The following is a 17,507-nucleotide window of genomic DNA, read 5'->3' on the forward strand; positions in this document are numbered from 1 at the left end:
TGTGAACCCCTTTCTTACTTTCGGACTGATTTATATCAGCTTACCGCTGACAATCTGCTGTCCAGATTTTATTTTCTTTTGTAAATGCTATATTCAGTTTTCCTGCATCAATACGAATCAGAGCACCTTCTGAAGAGTTTACATTAACCAGAGTGTTATCTCCTTTTTTCTCAAATTCTACTCCTTTAAGATCCGGAATATCGTTGTTAAAGTAAAAAGTATAGGAATTACCTAATTTTTGTACGGTTACTGTTCCGTCTGCCAGCGGTTTGTTGTTCTGGCTGTTTCCAAGATCGGTATAGGAAATTTTACCATTGTACTTCCCTACGAAGATGTCATTGTCAGCAGGATCATCATCTTTACTACATGCTGAAAATATAGCAACAGTGAACACTAACAGCCCCAAGATCTTAATCATTTTTTTCATAGTGGTAACGTTTTTTATGTTTGTTAAAGATTCTGTTTATATGCAGAATAAAGACAAACCCGATGCCAAAAATGTGTTTCAGGAAGTAATGTTGCTGATTAACAGGTTGATATAATAAGGCTTATTTGATAAATCCGGCGACTATGTTAATGGTCAGAGCGACTACAAAAGTATTCAATGCAAAGGAAAGCAGTCCGTGAAACAGTGCCACATGTCTTATCTTTTTATTGGATATCTCTACATCTGAAACCTGGAATGTACAGCCCAGGACGAAAGAAAAATAAGCAAAGTCAAGGTAATCGGGTTTCTCAGATCCGGGAAAATCCAAGCCTCCTGCTTTCTTGTTCTCATCATTATAGTAAAGCCGTGCATAATGAAATGTATAAATCGTATGTACAAGTGCCCACGAAGCGATCATGCTGGCTACAGCAATCCCTATATTGCGGATATTGAGAGAAGGATTGTCTGCAGGGGATTCAATTACAAATAATACTGCAAAAAGACAGGTGAAAGAGGCCAACAGGATAAATAACGTGACAACAATCCGGCTTCCGTCCTCAATTGTGGCCAGTTTAATAATTTTCTGAATTGGCATCGTATAAAAAGTCGCCCAGGCTATCAGCAGGTAAGTAAGCGAAAAGGCCAACCAACTATATAGGAGCTGAACCATGATGTTTTCATTTCTCGGAAATACAAAAAATACAACTATAGCGAGTACCAGAGCTATCAGCCCTCTGTGTATGGGTCTCAATCGGTGGATAAATAATTCTTTAGACTGCATATCCGATCAAATAAAGAGAGATATTCTATCCTCCTTGCCAGCAGTGTGATGGGGGAGGATAGGAATAATAGTTATTTGGATCCTGTTCTTTTGATAATCATGATCGATTTGTACTTGTCCAGATCAAAATGTGGGGATTCCAGTTTCAATTCTGTAGGAAAAGGGAAATTTTTATCAAAGAAGTAGATCGTAGTAGAGCTACCATAGTCATTGGTCGGGAATAGATCTGCAGCACCTTCATAGTCTGCATTTGCAATATCACCTACTGAAATGGCATAAATCCGGATAATACCACCTTTATTTTGTTCATTACGCACGAAGGCGACTTCTTTAAAATCTCCTTTCAGATCTGCAATACTTTTTTGTGTCAGCGAGTCTTTAAAAATAAATCCTACGATCAGTATAATTGGGATGATCAGCAACCATGCTTTTTTGTTTTTGCTCTTCATTAAAGCGAAATTTTAATATTCAGAAGTTTGAAAAATTCTTTTAAAATGGCCTGATGTCCCGGCCATGCGGGAGAGGTTACCAGATTGCCGTCAACTATGGCCTGATCTGCAGGTATATTTTTCCATGTTCCCCCGGCAAGTTCAATGTCTGGGCCTACAGCAACATAGGCGGTCAGGGTACGTCCCGCCAGTACTTTTGCAGCAGTCAATACCTGTATACCATGACAGATAGCAGCTACAGGTTTGTTTTCATTAAAGAAATGCTGTGTGATTTCCAGTACACGTTTATTCAACCGGATATATTCTGCAGAACGTCCGCCTGCAATGTAAAGTCCGTCATATTCTTCTGGATTGACACTATCGAAATCTTTGTTGATGCCGAAATTATGTCCGCGTAATTCTTTGTATGTCTGATCTCCGGTAAAATCGTGTACTGCTGTGGGTACCACATCTCCTTTTTTTCGTTCAGGAGCAATGGCGTCTACATCAATTCCTATTGCACCCATTGCCTGAAAAGGTACCATTGCTTCATAATCTTCGACATAGTCGCCTACTAATAATAAGATTTTCTTTGCCATGATAGTCTGAATTTTTATAGTGTTAAATATACAAGTAATTGCTTTGAGCGGCAGATTTGTTTAGTAAAATATAAGTCATGAATTGTTTTGAAGTTTTTCGGCCATTGTTCTTTTCGTTTTCCGGACTTTGGCCTCCAGCTGACTTCTCAGTAACATATTAACGACGCCTTTTCCTTCTTCAAAATTATCATTGAAGCTTGGGAGTGAAAAGGTGTCAAGGACATCTCCTCCGTCAAAAGGCATTCGTGCTGTAGCGATACCTAATACGGATTGACCGCCTCTTGCGCCGGGGCTTGTAGCCATCAGAAAAATGGATTTTTCTGCGTATATCTTTCTTTTGGGAATACGTGAAATCCAATCGATCAGATTTTTATAACCCACATTATAATTACCGTTGTTCTCCGCTAATGAGATAAGAATAAGATCCGCCCAGTCGATCTTGCTGACGAAATTATGCACTTCCTGAGGTATTCCGATTTCTTCTTCAACCTGCTTGCTGAACAGAGGAAGCGGAAAATCATTCAGATCGACAATCTCAATAATATCTTCGGCTTCTTTGTAATATCTGGATACAGATGATACCAGTTTTTTATTTATAGATGCGGAACTGTTGCTTCCTGCAAAAGCTAATATTTTCATATCGTAAACTTAACTAAATTTTATATCTTCAGCCTAATTAAAACTATAACAATGAAATCTAAACCTTGTTTTTTACTTCTGTTTTTGATGGTTTGTTTTTTAAAGGACATGGGCAGACAGCTATTCATTGGTTAGACCCTTTAACCGGAAATGCTGTAGCAGGCAGGGTTCCCGGAGTCGCGCAGAATCATGACTATGGCCGTCTTCCGGTTTCTTTAAAAGATCAGGTGCGGGAACCTGTATGGTCCTTAGGTACAAATTCAGCAGGTTTGTTTATAGATTTTCAGACAGATGCAGATTCTATTTTAGTCAGATATACTTTGAAAGGCTCGTTCGCCATGCCGCATATGCCTTCAACGGGTGTAAGTGGTCTTGATCTGCCAAAAATACCTGGAACTGGGCTGCAGGAAAATATGATTTTGGCGATACATCTTCATTTGTTTTTTCGAATATAGCATCTAATTCTGCTCTGCGGTATCGCTTATATCTACCCTTGTATAACTCGGTTGGCTGGATGAATATTGGTGTGCCTGAAGGGAAAAAACTGGAGTTCTTGAAGAAGGAAATTAAACCTGTAGTGGTATACGGTACTTCTATCGCTCAGGGAGCCTGTACTTCAAGGCCGGGGTTGGCGTGGACCAATATTCTGGGGAGACATCTGCAGACGCCTGTGATTAATCTGGGGTTTTCCGGTAACGGACGGTTAGAAGAACCGATCTTAAACCTGATGAATACTGTAGATGCCAGTGTATATGTACTGGATTGTATTCCTAATCTGGGTATTACAAAAGGTCTTTCCGAAAAGCAATTGGATTTGTTGCTTAAGAATGCAGTAACGATATTACGTGATAAACACCCAAAAACACCAATAATTATTACAGAGCATAGTTCCGGTCTGGATCCGCAGGTGATGAATCTGGGGTCAAACGCAGCCTATACCCGCTCGACAATGATTGCAAGAAAAGCATTCCGGGATATGCAGCAATCCGGAATAAAAGATCTGTACCTGCTGTCGAATACAGATATAGGTCTGGATCTGGAGTCAACGGTGGACTACGCTCACCCGAATGATCTGGGGATGATGAAGATTGCCCGTGCTTATGAAAAACTGATTAAGAACATACTACATTAAAAAAATATCCTCACCCGGATGAGCGGGTGAGGATAGTATAATATAGCTCAGAAATAGCCTAGAGTTTACTTTCTTTTTTCTTTTTGCGTACTTCTGGTTTTGAAACCTTTTTGAGTTCATACTGTCTTTCCAGATACATAATGATCTCTCCTGCGATATCTTTTTTAGTCGCTTTTTCTATACCTTCCAGTCCGGGACTTGAATTGACTTCCAGTACCAGCGGACCTCTTTCTGATGGTATCATATCCACTCCACATACGGTCAGACCTAATTCAGCGGCAGCAGCTATGGCTGTGTCTTTTTCTTTTTTGGTCAGCTTGATAACTTCAGCGCTTCCTCCTCTGTGGATATTCGATCGGAATTCACCCTCTTTAGCTGTTCTTTTCATGGCTCCGACAACTTTACCTCCAACGACGAAGGCACGTATGTCAGTCCCTTTGGATTCTTTGATAAATTCCTGAACGAGAATATTATTTCCTAATCCGTAGAAGGCTTCAATTACGGATGAAGCCGCTTTTTTGGTTTCAGCAAGTACGACACCTATTCCTTGTGTTCCTTCAAGCAATTTGATGACCAGTGGCGCACCACCGACCATGCTTATCAAGTCATCTACATCGGAGATCGTTCGTGCAAATCCTGTCACCGGGAGCCCGATACCGGCACCGGAAAGAATCTGCATACAACGCAGCTTGTCCCGGGAACGGGTAATAGCCTGACTTGGGTTGGCTGAAATAACACCCATTACCTCAAATTGTCGTACAATAGCAGATCCATAAAAGGTAACAGACGAACCTATGCGCGGAATAATCGCATCGATAGGGCCTATCTCCTGACCACGATAATGAATGCTTGGGCTGTCCTGGCGGATGCCTACGTAACATTTGCTGTGATCCATGACCACACACTCATGCCCTCTTTTCTCAGCAGCCTCCACGAGTCTTCGTGTGGAATACAAAGATTTATTAGTTGAAAGAATAGCGATTTTCACTGAACTGATAGTATTGTATTGTTATAACAAATGATATGCTGCTTGGTTTTCCTTTTGCAAATTTATAAGGAAGAGCTTTCTGAGAGGTTGTATTTTGAAACGTCTACAAGGAATTTTTTGCTTATAAAATTTCGCCCAAGAAGCATTGGAAATTTCATGCCCGAACGATTTCGGAATGAAAGTTTAATATTATATAGTTGATCGAAGAGTTTAATCTTAGTAAAGATCATATACCTGATCTCTGAATGTCCAAAAGAGCTTTTTACAACTCCCTGGCGTACTATCGGAAATCGGATGACACGCGTGCTCTCTGTCTCAAAATCGTCGATGATCGTGCATTGTATAAATTTGTGTCCGTTTTCTTCTTCAATATGATATTCTTCACAATGAAGAACAGAAGTACGGGCACCTGTATCGATTTTTGCCTTAAAATTGTACAAGCCAAGTTCCGGCAGATCTACCGTTTCATACCAACCTATGGTTCGCATTTCAGCCATATATCTACCGTTTATTCGTATTCAAATGTTCCGTAAGGGGAGTGGATGGTTACTTTTTTGCCTGAAGCCTCCTCCACACGTCCAACAATCTGCGCCGGAATACCAAACGATTCAGAAATCGCAATAATGTCCTGAGCAATGTCTTCAGAAACGTACAATTCCATACGATGTCCCATATTGAAAACCTTATACATCTCCTGCCAGTCTGTTTTTGATTCTTTCTGTATCAGATCAAACAGTGGTGGAATAGGAAACAGATTATCTTTGATAACATGCACATTATCCACAAAGTGTAATACTTTGGTTTGTGCACCGCCTGAGCAATGTACCATTCCGTCGATTTGCGAACGATATTTATCTAAAATAGTCTTGATAACCGGAGCATATGTGCGGGTCGGGGATAACACCAGTTTACCGGCCGTGATACTTTCTCCGTTTCCTGTTTCAACAGGATCTGTCAATCCTTTACCACCGGCAAATACCAGCTCATACGGAACAGCAGGATCAAAGCTTTCCGGATATTGTTCGGCAATTGCTTTATGGAATACATCATGACGGGCGGATGTAAGACCATTGGAACCCATTCCTCCGTTATATTCTTTTTCGTAAGTTGCCCGTCCGTATGAAGCAAGTCCGACAATTACATTTCCGGATTTGATGTTATGATTAGAAATTACGTCCTTACGAGGCATACGGCAAGTAACTGTACTGTCAACAATGATCGTACGTACAATATCTCCTACATCTGCAGTCTCTCCGCCTGTAGAGTAGATACCGATACCCATATCACGCAGTTCAGAAAGTATTTCTTCCGTTCCGTTGATGATTTCCGCAATCACCTCTCCCGGGATCAGGTTTTTATTTCTTCCGATAGTAGAAGACAACAGGATATTATCTGTTGCACCTACGCACAGCAGATCGTCAAGATTCATAATAATAGCATCCTGTGCAATACCTCTCCATACGGAAGCGTCTCCTGTTTGTTTCCAGTATACATATGCTAATGAAGATTTTGTACCTGCACCGTCTGCATGCATTATATTACACCATTCTTCATCACCAGCTAGAATATCAGGGATGATTTTACAAAAAGCTTTAGGAAATAATCCTTTATCAATGTTTTTGATTGCATTGTGTACATCCTCTTTACCTGCGGACACACCTCTTTGGTTGTATTTTAAATCTGACATCTTGGGGCAAAAATAGTCAATCATCCTGATATTTACAGGATAATTGGCGAATATTAAACGGATTTGAGTATTGACCAGGAGTCTACCAGTTTGTCAAAGGAAAACCGGGCATTAGCAGGGCTGGTACTGGGTAGACTGTGATAGGATATCTGCGAAAGTCTCTTATGGTATCTATCATACAATTGCTTTGCTTTATTACCGTTAAAAATGACATGTTGTATAGAGGTAACATGTTGTAAAAGACTGATAATATCATTAGGGAGTTCTGAAAGTATAGCTGTATCCATACTCCCCGGACGTATTGCTGAAGCACAGGTATCCCAGAGTGCAATATGATGATCTTCCAGAAGCTGAATGCGTTTGGAATAATCAGATTCATATTTTTTTTCCATAAGATGAAATAACAATTTCCAGAACCGGTTTTGCGGATGTGCATAATACTGCTGCTGCTCCAGGGATTTATCTCCGGGTAAAGAACCCAGAATTAAAAATTTTGGTGAAAGTCCACATACAGGGGGGAAAGATTCTTTAAGCATATCCTAAAATTACAAAAAACACCAAATTTATTAGTCATATCAGTTTCAGATAGCAGATTTCAATGATGATGTTCATGTTTTGTTGGTTCAGCTCTTATATTACACAGTATAGAATTATTATGTTGATTAGCGGAGGTTTCCAATTGAATAGTTATATGATGAATGTTTAAGTGTTCCAAATCGTGTTCTATTTTACGAAGCATTTTTTCGCTTTCCTCAATTGTCATTTTTTCATCAACTACAGCATGGCAGGTCAATGCATTTAGTCCGCTGGTGATTGTCCATATGTGCAGGTCATGTATATTGTTAATACCTTTAGTACTCAGCATCTTTTTTGTTACTTTTTCAACTTCAACATTATTCGGAGTGCCTTCCATAAGAACATGTATTGCAGATTTAGTAACTATATAACCGCTTCTTAATACCAGTAGAGAAACGATAACACTTGCCAGCGGATCAGCCCAGCCCCAGCCGAAAAACATAATGAGTAATGCAGCAATGATAGCACCAACCGATCCCAGCATGTCACTTAATACATGTAGATAGGCCCCCCGCATATTGAGATTTTCCTTCACATCCGCACCACGCATCATTATCCACGCCACAAGTACATTTATCAATAAGCCTATAAATGCAATTATGAGCATTCCTTTTGATGCAATCTCTGGCGGATTTTGGAAGCGTTCAACAGCTTCATAAATAATATAAGCTGAAATCAGTATTAATGTTGCGCCATTGATGACTGCCGCCAATATTTCAAATCGTTTGTAGCCATATGTTTTTCCATAATCAGCTACTTTGTTGCTGAATGTAAAAGCCATCAGGGCGATGAAAAGCGAAATGGCATCACTCAACATATGTCCTGCATCTGCTAATAAGGCAAGGCTATTTGTAATCAATCCACCAATAACCTCTACTGCCATATAAAATGTGATAATTACCAGGCTAATGGTTAAGGTCTTTTTATTCGCAGTGTGCGATTGGCTATGCTCGTGATTATTTCCCATAATTTATTGTCTTTTAAATTTAAACCTAAGCTGTAAGCATAGTCTTTTTGAATAAACATTGTAAAATTGACAAATATATCGTGGCTATCTGTTATAGAATTTTGTGTTTAATTTGTAAGATTCACAGATTATCTAACTGATTCTTTTTATTTTCCTGAAATAAGCTGTTTAACAGGCTATCCACAAATGAAAATATCCCAAACTCTATGAAAGTTTCTATGTATTCACAGGATCTGTATACATAATATTTCATTCTGTATAAAAACAGAGTTATTCTATCTATTTTCTAAAAATACCAATCCACTATAACTGACTTTTGTGCTTAATAAAGAATAAAAAAACAGTTATGAGATATTTAAATATTATCATTTTTCTTTTTGTGTCAAATTTTGCATTGGCACAAAAAGAACAGCTCACCCAAAATGTTCGGGGTATTGTTACAGAACAAATTTCAGGGAAAAAGTTAACAGAGGTGACAATAGCACTGGAAAACAAATGGTTGAAAACCTCTACAGATAGAGAAGGTAAATTTTATTTAAGAGATGTTCCTTTAGGGCGATACACCTTGTATGCACATTCGATAAATCATGAAACTTTTGTTTTAAAAGACGTTTTAGTTGGTTCGGCAAAAGAAGTGTTTCTGGAGATAGAGTTACTTGAAACCAGTACAACACTTGAAGAGATCCTGATAACTTCCAAAGCAAACAAGGAAAATTCTTTGAATAAAATGTCACTGTCAGGATCACAAATGTTTAGCGTAGAAGAAGCCAGCCGATTTGCCGGCGGAATGCACGATCCCGGTAGGTTGGTCAGTAATTATGCAGGAGTTACCACTTCAGGGACGACAAACAATGGAATCTCCATCCGGGGGAATGCGCCCAGACTGTTGCAATGGAAATTAGAGGACGTAGAAATCCCTAATCCTAATCATTTTGCAGATATTGATGTATTAGGTGGTGGATTTTTATCTGCCTTGAGTGCCAATGTGCTTGCAAATTCTGATTTCTTCATCGGGGCATTTCCTGCAGAATACAGTAATGCCGTTTCAGGGGTATTTGATATGCGGTTACGCAACGGAAACAATGAGAAATTTCAGCATACTTTTCAATTGGGAATGCTGGGGATAGATTTTGCTTCCGAAGGTCCGATAAGCAGAGAAAATAATTCATCCTACATTTTCAACTACCGCTATTCAACAACAGCATTACTTGCCAAACTACAACGAAACAAAAATATGGGTGGTACACTGGGGTATCAGGATCTGAATTTCAAATTAAATTTTCCTACCCCAAAAGCAGGTACTTTCTCCTTATGGGGAACAGGACTGATAGATGAAGTTAAACCTTCTTTAGAGAAAGAAAACGAACAAAAATATCTGGATGAAGGTATTCTTTCTTCTGCGAATCAAAAGTCCGGAGCAATGGGATTATCTCACCGTTATTTTTTCAAAAACTATAAAACATCTCTAAAAACAACACTTGCCACTACACATTTGGGAAATCATATTTCAGAAGAGTTTCGGGATCTGAATGAAAACAGAAGTCCGAGAACGGATATGACATCCAATACCACCAACCTTGTTTTTACATCGGCAATAACGCATCAATTCTCACCCGGTCATACCAACAAAACAGGAGTTACTTTTACGAACATTCATTACAATATGAATCTTGACTTTACACCCTATTTTCAGCGTCCTCTTGAAAATTTCAACAATGCCACAGGAAATACAAACCTCATAACAGCATACACGCAATCACTCATCAACGTTACAGATGGACTAACTTTATCCGCAGGACTGAATGTGCAGCATTTATCACTTAATGGAAAAACATCTATTGAGCCAAGGGCCACACTGAAATGGCAGACAAACGACCAAAACTCTTTGGCTTTAGGTTATGGATTGCATAGTCGCATGGAGAAAGCAGATGTTTATTTTGTAAAGGACGTTAATGGTAATCTCGCAAATAAAAATCTGAATTTCACAAAAAGTCACCATTTTATGCTTACCTATATGCACAAAATATCAGACAATATGAATTTGAAAGTAGAACCTTACTTCCAGTCGTTATATGATGTTCCTGTTTCCGAAACCGGCTCTTATTCTATCCTTAACCGAAAAGATTTTTATATAACACAATCTCTGGTAAGCGAAGGGAAGGGAAAGAATTATGGGGTAGACATCACATTTTCGAAGTATCTGACAAACGGAATGTATTATATGCTGACAACTTCACTTTTTCAGTCCAGATATCAATCGGCAGACGGACATTGGTTTGACACAAGGTATAATCGTAGATTTGTTGCAAACGGATTAATAGGGAAAGAATGGATGCTGGATCGCAATATGTTAAGCGTCAATCTGAAATTAACTACGATGGGTGGACAACGTTATACCCCTGTTGACAAGGCTGCGACTCTTGCTCATCCGGATAAAGAAGTGCAATACGATGAAAGCCGCCAGTTTTCAGAGCAGTTTTCGCCCATGTTCATTGGTGATTTTTCTATTAGTTATAAAATGAATCGCAGGAAAACAGCACATACATTTTCGTTGAAAAGTGTGAATGCGACACGTCAGAAAGAATATTTAAAACATAAGTATAATATCATTACAGAAAATATTGAACCCGTTTATTCAACTAATTCTTTGTTTAATGTTAGTTATAAAACTGATTTTTAATTTCGAAATTTGTAAATGTCTGATTCAGAAAACAAAAATATAGTTTCCGACCTTTTGACAGAACCACAATACAGGGGTTTAAGGTACCTTTTTGTCTTTGTAGCTATTCTTGCGACTACCTTGTCACAGTCATTTTTTGTCTTTGGTAAAAGTGCAGAAATATCAACGGGAACAATTTATTTTTTTGGAGCAGCACTGGCACTTTCCACATTTATCATTATTTATTTCAATGTAAGCTACTTTGCACCTTATTATTTGTCAAAAAAAGAATATGCGAGTTATTTGCTGATTTTATTTTTACTCGTCTCCATTCTGGTCTTTGCAAAGGGTGCCGGTGAATTTTATTTGTTTGCCACAGCTGGCATTCAAAAGCATGTGAATATGATTACCATATTAGATGGATTATCTAATATGGTACTCTATTCCATTTGTGTAGCAAGTACTTCTATCGGAATTATATTCAGACAACTATTAGAAGATAAAACAAAAATAGAAAACCTGGAGAGTAAGCAATTAAGAAACTCCATCGAAGAAATTAAGAACCGTATCCAACCGGCGTTTTTGTATGCTACACTCGATTATACATCAAAAATCGTAAAATCCAAACCTATACAGGCATCAGATACCCTTTACAAGTTGAGCGATCTCTTGAGATATCAGTTGTATGACAGTACACGGCATCAGGTGTTATTGACTTCGGAGATTGCATTTATCCGCAATTATTTATTAATACATCAGCAAAACAATGAAGGTAATTTTTCCTTTGAAGTCATTATGAACGGTAACTGCAATAAGCTTATTGCTCCCTCAGTATTTACCCCCTGTATTGAAGTGCTGATAGGGCTTAATGCAACAAATATTTGTGCTGATTTTTCAATTCAAGGTGAAGAGGTAGAATTAAAACTCCTGGTATCAGGAATTGATGAAGAAAATGATTTTAATGAGGCATTCAAAAAATTGAAATCCGTATATGAAAATCCTATTTTAATAAAAAAAGCTGCTAACAACCTAAAAATACGGATAAGAGTATGATTAACAAATTAAATAGTCTTACCTCTCAACTACTATGGGAAACTGGTTTCAGATTTTTGCGTCATCTGCTGATTTTTCTGATGGTCAGCCTGATAACAATGAATATTTTATGGGATGAACCCATCAGAATTTTGCCCGACAGGTATATGGCCTGGATAATTTATTTACTATTATTTTTAACGGTTATATATATCAATATGTATGGGCTTGTCCCAAAGTTGCTGCTACCGGGGAAAATAAAAAAATACCTTTTTGCAGTTGCCGGATTAATGTTTTTTTTTCTAATATCTGTCGGGACTCTTCAGAATGTCGCTGACGAAGACAGCATTCCTTTAAGAACACCTCCGATTATAGGTATTCTGTCTGGTCTGGCAACTTTTATGTTATTTATTACCGGTCTTACAGCATTACAATTTTTTAAATACCGGCTCCGGAACCAGCAAAAAATCAATCAGTTGGAAAAAGCTACAATGGAGATAGAACTGGCAAATCTGCAAAGCCAGATCAATCCTCATTTTTTGTTCAATATGCTGAATAATGCAAACATAATGGTAGAAGAAGACGCTAAAAAATCATCCGAAATATTATCCAGGTTTAATGCCTTGCTTCAATATCAGGTCGAGAAAGGAGCTGCGAAATCAGTAACATTGAATGAAGAAATTATTTTTTTAAATGATTATCTGAATTTAGAAAAACTACGTAGAGACAGATTTAATTTTGTGATAGAACCTGACGATTTTGTTGATGTGGATTTACCCCCATTATTATTTATCCCTTTTGTAGAAAATGCCGTAAAGCACAATCCGGAAAACGATGCTTTCATAGAAATTACGTTTCAGAAAAGTGGTAATGCATTACGTTTTGTATGTAGAAACAATAAGCCCAAATCGGTTGTAGTTAAAAAAGAGGGAGGAATAGGTTTATCGAACATACAACAAAGATTAAATTTACTCTTTGAAAAAAAACACAGCCTCCAAGTTTTAAATGAAAAGGATGTTTACATAGTAATTATGGAAATAGAATTATGAATTGTATAATCGTAGATGATGAGCCTATCGCTCGTATTGGTATCGAAAAACTGTTGAAAAATATTGAAAATCTTGAACTAACCGGAAGTTTTGAAAATGCTTACACTGCTTCTTTATTTATCAGAGAAAACGCTGTTGATCTTATTTTTCTGGATATTCAAATGCCCGGCCTGAACGGTTTGGAATTTGCAAAACAAGTCGGAAATACCACACTTATTATTTTTACAACCGCTTTTGCAGAATTTGCAATAGATAGTTACGAAGTGGATGCAATAGATTATTTGGTAAAACCTATTCAACCTAACCGATTTAAAAAAGCAGTAACCAAAGCGATTTCCTATCATAAAATGCTGGTTAACGAAGAAAAAAATCTGCTAACTGATCAGATAGAAGGCGAATTTGTATTTATAAAATCCGACCGGAGATATTTTAAAGTGGTTTTTAAAGATATTTTATTTATTGAGGGTTTGAAGGATTATGTTATTATTCATACAGAAAATCAAAAGCTAATTACACACACGAATCTGAAGAATGCGCATACCTTATTACCATCAAAGAATTTTTTAAGGGTCAACCGTTCGTATATTATCAATAAAGACCGGATCGATTCTTTCAGCAATAATGATGTATTCATTGGGGACAATGAGATAAGTATCGGTAATTTTTACAGGGAAGATTTCCTGAAAGAAATTATGAAACATTAATTGAACAATCTGATTTCTCTTATTGAGAATATTTTCATATTTCAAATTCTGATTCTTTGCAAGAATATCCAATTTAATGTTGCGTGCATACTTTTCATTTTTGATTTGTTCAATGTGTAAACGGCCTTTTTCGTGATTTGTACACGCCGGTTCTTTTGAGAGAAAGATAACTTTATTTGCTAAAAAACAAGTTTAAGGTGGTTTTGCGTTGTTTTGAGGGTTTTAGCACCCTTATTTGCCGTTGATTATTTTCATTGAATTTTATTTTTGAAAGCGTTTGTTTTTGAAATTAAAATGATATAATTTTGATATCATATCAATAACATAAAAATTTGAATTATGGAAAAGTTAATCAAACCTATTTCGGGCTTTTTAGCATTATTAATTGCAGTCGCATGTTTCGCCCTTGCCATATATTGTATTGTTCTGACCAAGGACAATCCGAGTTTTGGATTTCTAAGTGCATTGTTGTTTATCGTTTTTGCGTTTACGCTTAAAGGTCTGATGATTATCAGTCCTAATCACTCCCGTGTATTGAGTTTTTTTGGCAGATATGTAGGAACGGTAAAAGAAAATGGCTTGTTTTTTATTAATCCTTTGTATTCCAGTATCAAAGTGAGTCTTCGATCCGACAACTTGCAGGGGCAGACCCTGAAGGTTAATGATAAAATGGGAAATCCTATTGAGATCGGAGCTGTAATTGTGTGGCAGGTAGGAGATACCTATAAGGCTTCTTTTGATGTAACGAACTACACTTCATATGTTCGTACGCAGAGCGAAGCGGCTGTGCGTCATCTGGCCGGAAGTTTTCCGTATGATAACCTAGAAGATGAAGAGGCTTCCATTACACTTCGTGAAGGAGGGGATACGGTCAATCATATTTTAGAACAGGAATTGACCGATCGTCTTGCTCCGGCCGGAATTATTATTAAAGAGGCCCGGATCAGTCACCTGGCCTATGCTTCAGAGATTGCAGGAGCAATGTTGCAGCGTCAGCAGGCAACTGCTATCGTGGCGGCCAGAGCTAAGATTGTAGAAGGTGCAGTCGGTATGGTAGAAATGGCACTTCATAAGCTTTCGGAGAAAGATATTGTAGAATTAGACAATGAGAAAAAAGCAGCAATGGTCAGTAATCTTATGGTGGTACTTTGCGGTGAAAAGGCAGCCTCTCCAATAGTCAACGCAGGTACTTTGTATCAATAAAATTGAAACCAATATGTCGGATAAAAAGAATTTTATGTTAAGGGTCGATGCCGAAATGTTCAAGGCATTGGAAAAGTGGGCAGCCGACGAATTCAGAAGTGTAAACGGGCAGATCGAGTATCTGCTGAATAAAGCGCTGAAAGATAACAAGCGTCTTAAAAGTAAAAATCCAGAGGATAAGTCCGAAAAATAGCATATTCTTTCAGTATCTGTCTGCTTATTATGCAAGAGCCTGTCTTTTAAAGATTAAGCCCTTGCATTATTTTTTTATATTCCTATATATTTATTGAATTAATAAATTCATTTTTATAATAAGAATGTCGTTTGTTTGAAAAATTGGTTTGATTTTTTGTGATTATTTGTATTTAAATTATACATTTATTAAAATCGATAAAAATTTTGAATAATGCCTGATTCAGGCATGCTGCCAAGAGTGGAAAGAATGTCATTTTGATCAGGATGCAGGCAAATATTATTTGAAAGCTATACATTTGAAAGTATTAAAGAAGTAATGTGATATGGAAATTGGAAAGAATATACGCCTGATGGCGATCAGCACAAGTACAGTATATGGAAGTGATTTTTTGGTTTATATACGCGATAGAATAGCGGATTTTATAGGAGAAAAGCAAATTTTGTTTATTCCATATGCCCGTCCGTCCGGAATCTCATATGATGATTATACTGCCAAGGTGAGTCAGGCTCTGGCATCTTTAGGTATTGCTGTAAGAGGTATTCATGAGTTTGAAAATCCTGCACAAGCTATACGTGAGGCATCTTCCATTTTTACCGGTGGCGGCAATACGTTTTTATTACTGAAGACTTTGCAGGAAAAGGGATTACTGTCGGTATTGAAGGAAGAGATTGAAAAGGGGAAACCTTATGTCGGTACTTCTGCAGGATCTAATCTGACTGGATTAACCATCAGTACGACCAATGATATGCCGATTGTATATCCGCAGGGATTCGATGCTTTGCAGATTCTGCCGTTTAATATCAATCCGCATTATCTGGATCCGGATCCAAACTCTACCCACAAAGGGGAGACCCGTGAAACGCGTATTCAGGAGTTTCACGTCTATAATGTACAGCCTGTATTGGGTATACGGGAAGGAAGCTGGCTGGAGGTGGAGAACGGACAAGTTGTACTTGCCGGAAATCTGACAGCCAGACTTTTCAGGCAGGGGGCAACGCCTGTGGAACTCTCTCCCGGACAGATTGATTTTTAGATCCTAAAAAAGAGCTTTCAGCCTGAAAGCCAAAATAAAAGGTTAGCTTTGCCGCGTTTTGTTCACCATAATAATGTAGTTCCGATGGATCAAAATAACCTACTTCATCCTGCAGATATTGCAGAACAACTGGCAGAGTTAACCGGAAGAGAACTGTATGAGGAGTTTTCAGTCTATCCTCTGGATATCCGGCTGGAAATTTTCTCTTTTTTCGATAGTGCTTCCCAATATGAGCTGATAAAACAATTATCGGAAAAAGAACTATCAGAATTTCTGAATAATCTGAAGCCGGATCTTCGTAATGAGCTGTTCTACCAGCTGCCCGATGAAATGATCAAGTATCTGATCAACCTCCTCAATGAGCGGGAAAAGCAGATGGCACTGGAGCTCATCGGTTATAAGGAAGATAGCATTGCGCGGCTTATGACGCCGATGTATGTACAGGTCAGGCTGCATTATACTGTAGCAGACGTATTCCGGCACATTAAACTTTTCGGAAGAAAAGCAGAAACACTGAATTTTGTATATGTAGTAGACGGGCAGAATGTGCTGATCGATGATCTCAAGATCGGTCAGTTACTGCTGGCTGATGAAAATACAAAAATCTCCGAACTGGTGGACTACAACTTTGCTGCAATCCGGGCTTCGACACCCATGGAAGAAGCATTCGAAATCTTTCAAAAGTATGACCGCAGTGCACTGCCAATTGTTACAGATAGTGGTGTATTGGTCGGTATTGTGACCTTTGATGATATGCTGGATCGTATAGAAGATCGTGATACGGAAGATATTCATCGCTTCGGAGGTATGGATGAACTGGATCTGGCCTATACGAAGACCCCTTTGCTGGAACTGGTGCGTAAGCGCGCAGGCTGGTTGATTATCCTTTTTCTGAGTGAAATGTTAACGGCTTCAGCCATGAGTTACTATGACGGAGAGATTGCAAAAGCTGTAGTGCTGGCATTATTTGTTCCGCTTATCATATCTTCCGGTGGAAATTCAGGGTCTCAGGCGGCATCACTCATTATACGTGCAATGGCACTTGGGGAACTGAAGCTCAAGGATTGGTGGTATGTCATGAAGAGAGAAATTTCGTCCGGTATTATTCTAGGTGCTATACTGGGTTCTATAGGATTTATCCGGATTTTACTCTGGCAGCAACTTGGTATATATGATTACGGCGAATACTGGTTTTATATAGGTTTGAGTGTATCCATATCTTTATTGTTTATCGTATTGTGGGGTACATTGTCCGGGTCATTTATTCCATTTATCTTACGAAGACTCGGAATGGACCCGGCTACTGCTTCGGCTCCTTTTGTCGCTACATTAGTTGATGTATCCGGTCTTATCATCTATTTTTCTATTGCCGCATTCTTTCTCAGCGGCAAATTATTGTAAACATCC

Annotated in this window: 20 protein-coding genes; 10 read left to right on the forward strand and 10 right to left on the reverse strand. The window is 38.3% G+C overall.

What is annotated here, in order from left to right; all coding sequences use genetic code 11:
- Positions 1 to 40: 40 nt before the first annotated feature.
- From HMPREF0766_RS03155 to HMPREF0766_RS03175, 5 genes are all read right to left on the reverse strand, one after another.
- Positions 41 to 427, reverse strand: coding sequence for a hypothetical protein (locus HMPREF0766_RS03155; protein WP_002993633.1), 387 nt, complete (start codon positions 425 to 427; stop codon positions 41 to 43).
- 121 nt (positions 428 to 548) lie between these two features.
- Positions 549 to 1,208, reverse strand: coding sequence for a DUF1345 domain-containing protein (locus tag HMPREF0766_RS03160; protein ID WP_002993634.1), 660 nt, complete (start codon positions 1,206 to 1,208; stop codon positions 549 to 551).
- Positions 1,209 to 1,279: 71 nt separating this feature from the next.
- A complete protein-coding gene (locus tag HMPREF0766_RS03165; RefSeq protein WP_002993635.1) occupies positions 1,280 to 1,657 on the reverse strand; it encodes a hypothetical protein in 378 nt (125 codons plus the stop codon).
- Positions 1,657 to 2,235, reverse strand: a complete 579-nt coding sequence (locus HMPREF0766_RS03170; protein ID WP_002993636.1) for a DJ-1/PfpI family protein — start codon at positions 2,233 to 2,235, stop codon at positions 1,657 to 1,659. Before HMPREF0766_RS03170 ends, HMPREF0766_RS03165 begins: the two co-directional genes overlap by 1 nt.
- A gap of 75 nt (positions 2,236 to 2,310) precedes the next feature.
- A complete protein-coding gene (locus tag HMPREF0766_RS03175) occupies positions 2,311 to 2,874 on the reverse strand; it encodes an NADPH-dependent FMN reductase (RefSeq protein ID WP_002993638.1) in 564 nt (187 codons plus the stop codon).
- Between the two features lie 92 nt (positions 2,875 to 2,966).
- Between HMPREF0766_RS03175 and HMPREF0766_RS21785 the strand changes: the two genes are divergently transcribed.
- Together HMPREF0766_RS21785 and HMPREF0766_RS03180 are read left to right on the forward strand one after the other, a co-directional pair.
- A complete protein-coding gene (locus HMPREF0766_RS21785; RefSeq protein WP_428834891.1) occupies positions 2,967 to 3,329 on the forward strand; it encodes an SGNH/GDSL hydrolase N-terminal domain-containing protein in 363 nt (120 codons plus the stop codon).
- Between the two features lie 98 nt (positions 3,330 to 3,427).
- Positions 3,428 to 4,006 carry an SGNH/GDSL hydrolase family protein gene (locus tag HMPREF0766_RS03180; protein ID WP_169311197.1) on the forward strand — a complete coding sequence of 193 codons (579 nt, stop codon included), beginning with the start codon at positions 3,428 to 3,430 and terminating at the stop codon, positions 4,004 to 4,006.
- Positions 4,007 to 4,064: 58 nt separating this feature from the next.
- On the opposite strand, the gene rimK is transcribed toward HMPREF0766_RS03180, so the two are convergent.
- The 5 genes from rimK to HMPREF0766_RS03205 all read right to left on the reverse strand — a co-directional run bounded on the left by rimK (position 4,065) and on the right by HMPREF0766_RS03205 (position 8,224).
- On the reverse strand, positions 4,065 to 4,994 hold the full coding sequence (gene rimK / locus HMPREF0766_RS03185) for a 30S ribosomal protein S6--L-glutamate ligase (protein ID WP_037459541.1): 930 nt from the start codon (positions 4,992 to 4,994) through the stop codon (positions 4,065 to 4,067).
- Positions 4,995 to 5,056: 62 nt separating this feature from the next.
- Complete coding sequence (locus HMPREF0766_RS03190; protein ID WP_002993647.1) at positions 5,057 to 5,491, reverse strand: ATP-dependent zinc protease family protein; 435 nt, start codon at positions 5,489 to 5,491, stop codon at positions 5,057 to 5,059.
- A gap of 11 nt (positions 5,492 to 5,502) precedes the next feature.
- Complete coding sequence (locus HMPREF0766_RS03195; protein WP_037459544.1) at positions 5,503 to 6,681, reverse strand: AIR synthase related protein; 1,179 nt, start codon at positions 6,679 to 6,681, stop codon at positions 5,503 to 5,505.
- A gap of 53 nt (positions 6,682 to 6,734) precedes the next feature.
- On the reverse strand, positions 6,735 to 7,217 hold the full coding sequence (locus tag HMPREF0766_RS03200) for a DNA-deoxyinosine glycosylase (protein WP_002993652.1): 483 nt from the start codon (positions 7,215 to 7,217) through the stop codon (positions 6,735 to 6,737).
- 59 nt (positions 7,218 to 7,276) lie between these two features.
- The gene (locus tag HMPREF0766_RS03205) at positions 7,277 to 8,224 is read right to left on the reverse strand and encodes a cation diffusion facilitator family transporter (protein WP_002993654.1); all 948 of its coding nucleotides are present in this window, start codon (positions 8,222 to 8,224) and stop codon (positions 7,277 to 7,279) included.
- Between the two features lie 346 nt (positions 8,225 to 8,570).
- Between HMPREF0766_RS03205 and HMPREF0766_RS03210 the strand changes: the two genes are divergently transcribed.
- The 8 genes from HMPREF0766_RS03210 to mgtE all read left to right on the forward strand — a co-directional run bounded on the left by HMPREF0766_RS03210 (position 8,571) and on the right by mgtE (position 17,501).
- The gene (locus tag HMPREF0766_RS03210) at positions 8,571 to 10,904 is read left to right on the forward strand and encodes a TonB-dependent receptor (RefSeq protein ID WP_002993658.1); all 2,334 of its coding nucleotides are present in this window, start codon (positions 8,571 to 8,573) and stop codon (positions 10,902 to 10,904) included.
- Positions 10,905 to 10,919: 15 nt separating this feature from the next.
- A complete protein-coding gene (locus tag HMPREF0766_RS03215) occupies positions 10,920 to 11,936 on the forward strand; it encodes a histidine kinase (RefSeq protein ID WP_002993660.1) in 1,017 nt (338 codons plus the stop codon).
- A 455-nt stretch (positions 11,937 to 12,391) separates the two neighbouring features.
- On the forward strand, positions 12,392 to 12,964 hold the full coding sequence (locus HMPREF0766_RS22340) for a sensor histidine kinase (protein WP_169311198.1): 573 nt from the start codon (positions 12,392 to 12,394) through the stop codon (positions 12,962 to 12,964).
- Positions 12,961 to 13,668: a LytR/AlgR family response regulator transcription factor gene (locus tag HMPREF0766_RS03225; RefSeq protein WP_002993665.1), complete on the forward strand. Its 708-nt coding sequence runs from the start codon at positions 12,961 to 12,963 to the stop codon at positions 13,666 to 13,668. The genes HMPREF0766_RS22340 and HMPREF0766_RS03225 overlap by 4 nt, the downstream gene beginning before the upstream one ends.
- A gap of 339 nt (positions 13,669 to 14,007) precedes the next feature.
- Positions 14,008 to 14,871, forward strand: coding sequence for an SPFH domain-containing protein (locus HMPREF0766_RS03230; RefSeq protein ID WP_002993668.1), 864 nt, complete (start codon positions 14,008 to 14,010; stop codon positions 14,869 to 14,871).
- A 13-nt stretch (positions 14,872 to 14,884) separates the two neighbouring features.
- Positions 14,885 to 15,064: a type II toxin-antitoxin system antitoxin gene (locus HMPREF0766_RS03235; protein WP_002993671.1), complete on the forward strand. Its 180-nt coding sequence runs from the start codon at positions 14,885 to 14,887 to the stop codon at positions 15,062 to 15,064.
- Between the two features lie 325 nt (positions 15,065 to 15,389).
- Positions 15,390 to 16,100 (forward strand): dipeptidase PepE, encoded by a 711-nt coding sequence (gene pepE / locus HMPREF0766_RS03240; protein WP_002993674.1) that lies wholly within the window; start codon positions 15,390 to 15,392, stop codon positions 16,098 to 16,100.
- Between the two features lie 84 nt (positions 16,101 to 16,184).
- On the forward strand, positions 16,185 to 17,501 hold the full coding sequence (gene mgtE, locus HMPREF0766_RS03245; RefSeq protein ID WP_037459551.1) for a magnesium transporter: 1,317 nt from the start codon (positions 16,185 to 16,187) through the stop codon (positions 17,499 to 17,501).
- The last annotated feature ends 6 nt before the right edge of the window (positions 17,502 to 17,507 follow it).

The organism is Sphingobacterium spiritivorum ATCC 33861 (assembly GCF_000143765.1).
GTDB lineage: Bacteria > Bacteroidota > Bacteroidia > Sphingobacteriales > Sphingobacteriaceae > Sphingobacterium > Sphingobacterium spiritivorum.

Excerpts from the sequence above, each read along its gene's own strand:
- HMPREF0766_RS03155 (WP_002993633.1), bottom strand. The coding sequence starts at position 427 with ATGAAAAAAATGATTAAGATCTTGGGGCTGTTAGTGTTCACTGTTGCT.
- HMPREF0766_RS03160 (WP_002993634.1), bottom strand. The coding sequence starts at position 1,208 with ATGCAGTCTAAAGAATTATTTATCCACCGATTGAGACCCATACACAGA.
- HMPREF0766_RS03165 (WP_002993635.1), bottom strand. The coding sequence starts at position 1,657 with ATGAAGAGCAAAAACAAAAAAGCATGGTTGCTGATCATCCCAATTATA.
- HMPREF0766_RS03170 (WP_002993636.1), bottom strand. The coding sequence starts at position 2,235 with ATGGCAAAGAAAATCTTATTATTAGTAGGCGACTATGTCGAAGATTAT.
- HMPREF0766_RS03175 (WP_002993638.1), bottom strand. The coding sequence starts at position 2,874 with ATGAAAATATTAGCTTTTGCAGGAAGCAACAGTTCCGCATCTATAAAT.
- HMPREF0766_RS03190 (WP_002993647.1), bottom strand. The coding sequence starts at position 5,491 with ATGGCTGAAATGCGAACCATAGGTTGGTATGAAACGGTAGATCTGCCG.
- HMPREF0766_RS03195 (WP_037459544.1), bottom strand. The coding sequence starts at position 6,681 with ATGTCAGATTTAAAATACAACCAAAGAGGTGTGTCCGCAGGTAAAGAG.
- HMPREF0766_RS03200 (WP_002993652.1), bottom strand. The coding sequence starts at position 7,217 with ATGCTTAAAGAATCTTTCCCCCCTGTATGTGGACTTTCACCAAAATTT.
- HMPREF0766_RS03205 (WP_002993654.1), bottom strand. The coding sequence starts at position 8,224 with ATGGGAAATAATCACGAGCATAGCCAATCGCACACTGCGAATAAAAAG.
- HMPREF0766_RS03210 (WP_002993658.1), top strand. The coding sequence starts at position 8,571 with ATGAGATATTTAAATATTATCATTTTTCTTTTTGTGTCAAATTTTGCA.
- HMPREF0766_RS03215 (WP_002993660.1), top strand. The coding sequence starts at position 10,920 with ATGTCTGATTCAGAAAACAAAAATATAGTTTCCGACCTTTTGACAGAA.
- HMPREF0766_RS03225 (WP_002993665.1), top strand. The coding sequence starts at position 12,961 with ATGAATTGTATAATCGTAGATGATGAGCCTATCGCTCGTATTGGTATC.
- HMPREF0766_RS03230 (WP_002993668.1), top strand. The coding sequence starts at position 14,008 with ATGGAAAAGTTAATCAAACCTATTTCGGGCTTTTTAGCATTATTAATT.
- HMPREF0766_RS03235 (WP_002993671.1), top strand. The coding sequence starts at position 14,885 with ATGTCGGATAAAAAGAATTTTATGTTAAGGGTCGATGCCGAAATGTTC.
- pepE (WP_002993674.1), top strand. The coding sequence starts at position 15,390 with ATGGAAATTGGAAAGAATATACGCCTGATGGCGATCAGCACAAGTACA.
- mgtE (WP_037459551.1), top strand. The coding sequence starts at position 16,185 with ATGGATCAAAATAACCTACTTCATCCTGCAGATATTGCAGAACAACTG.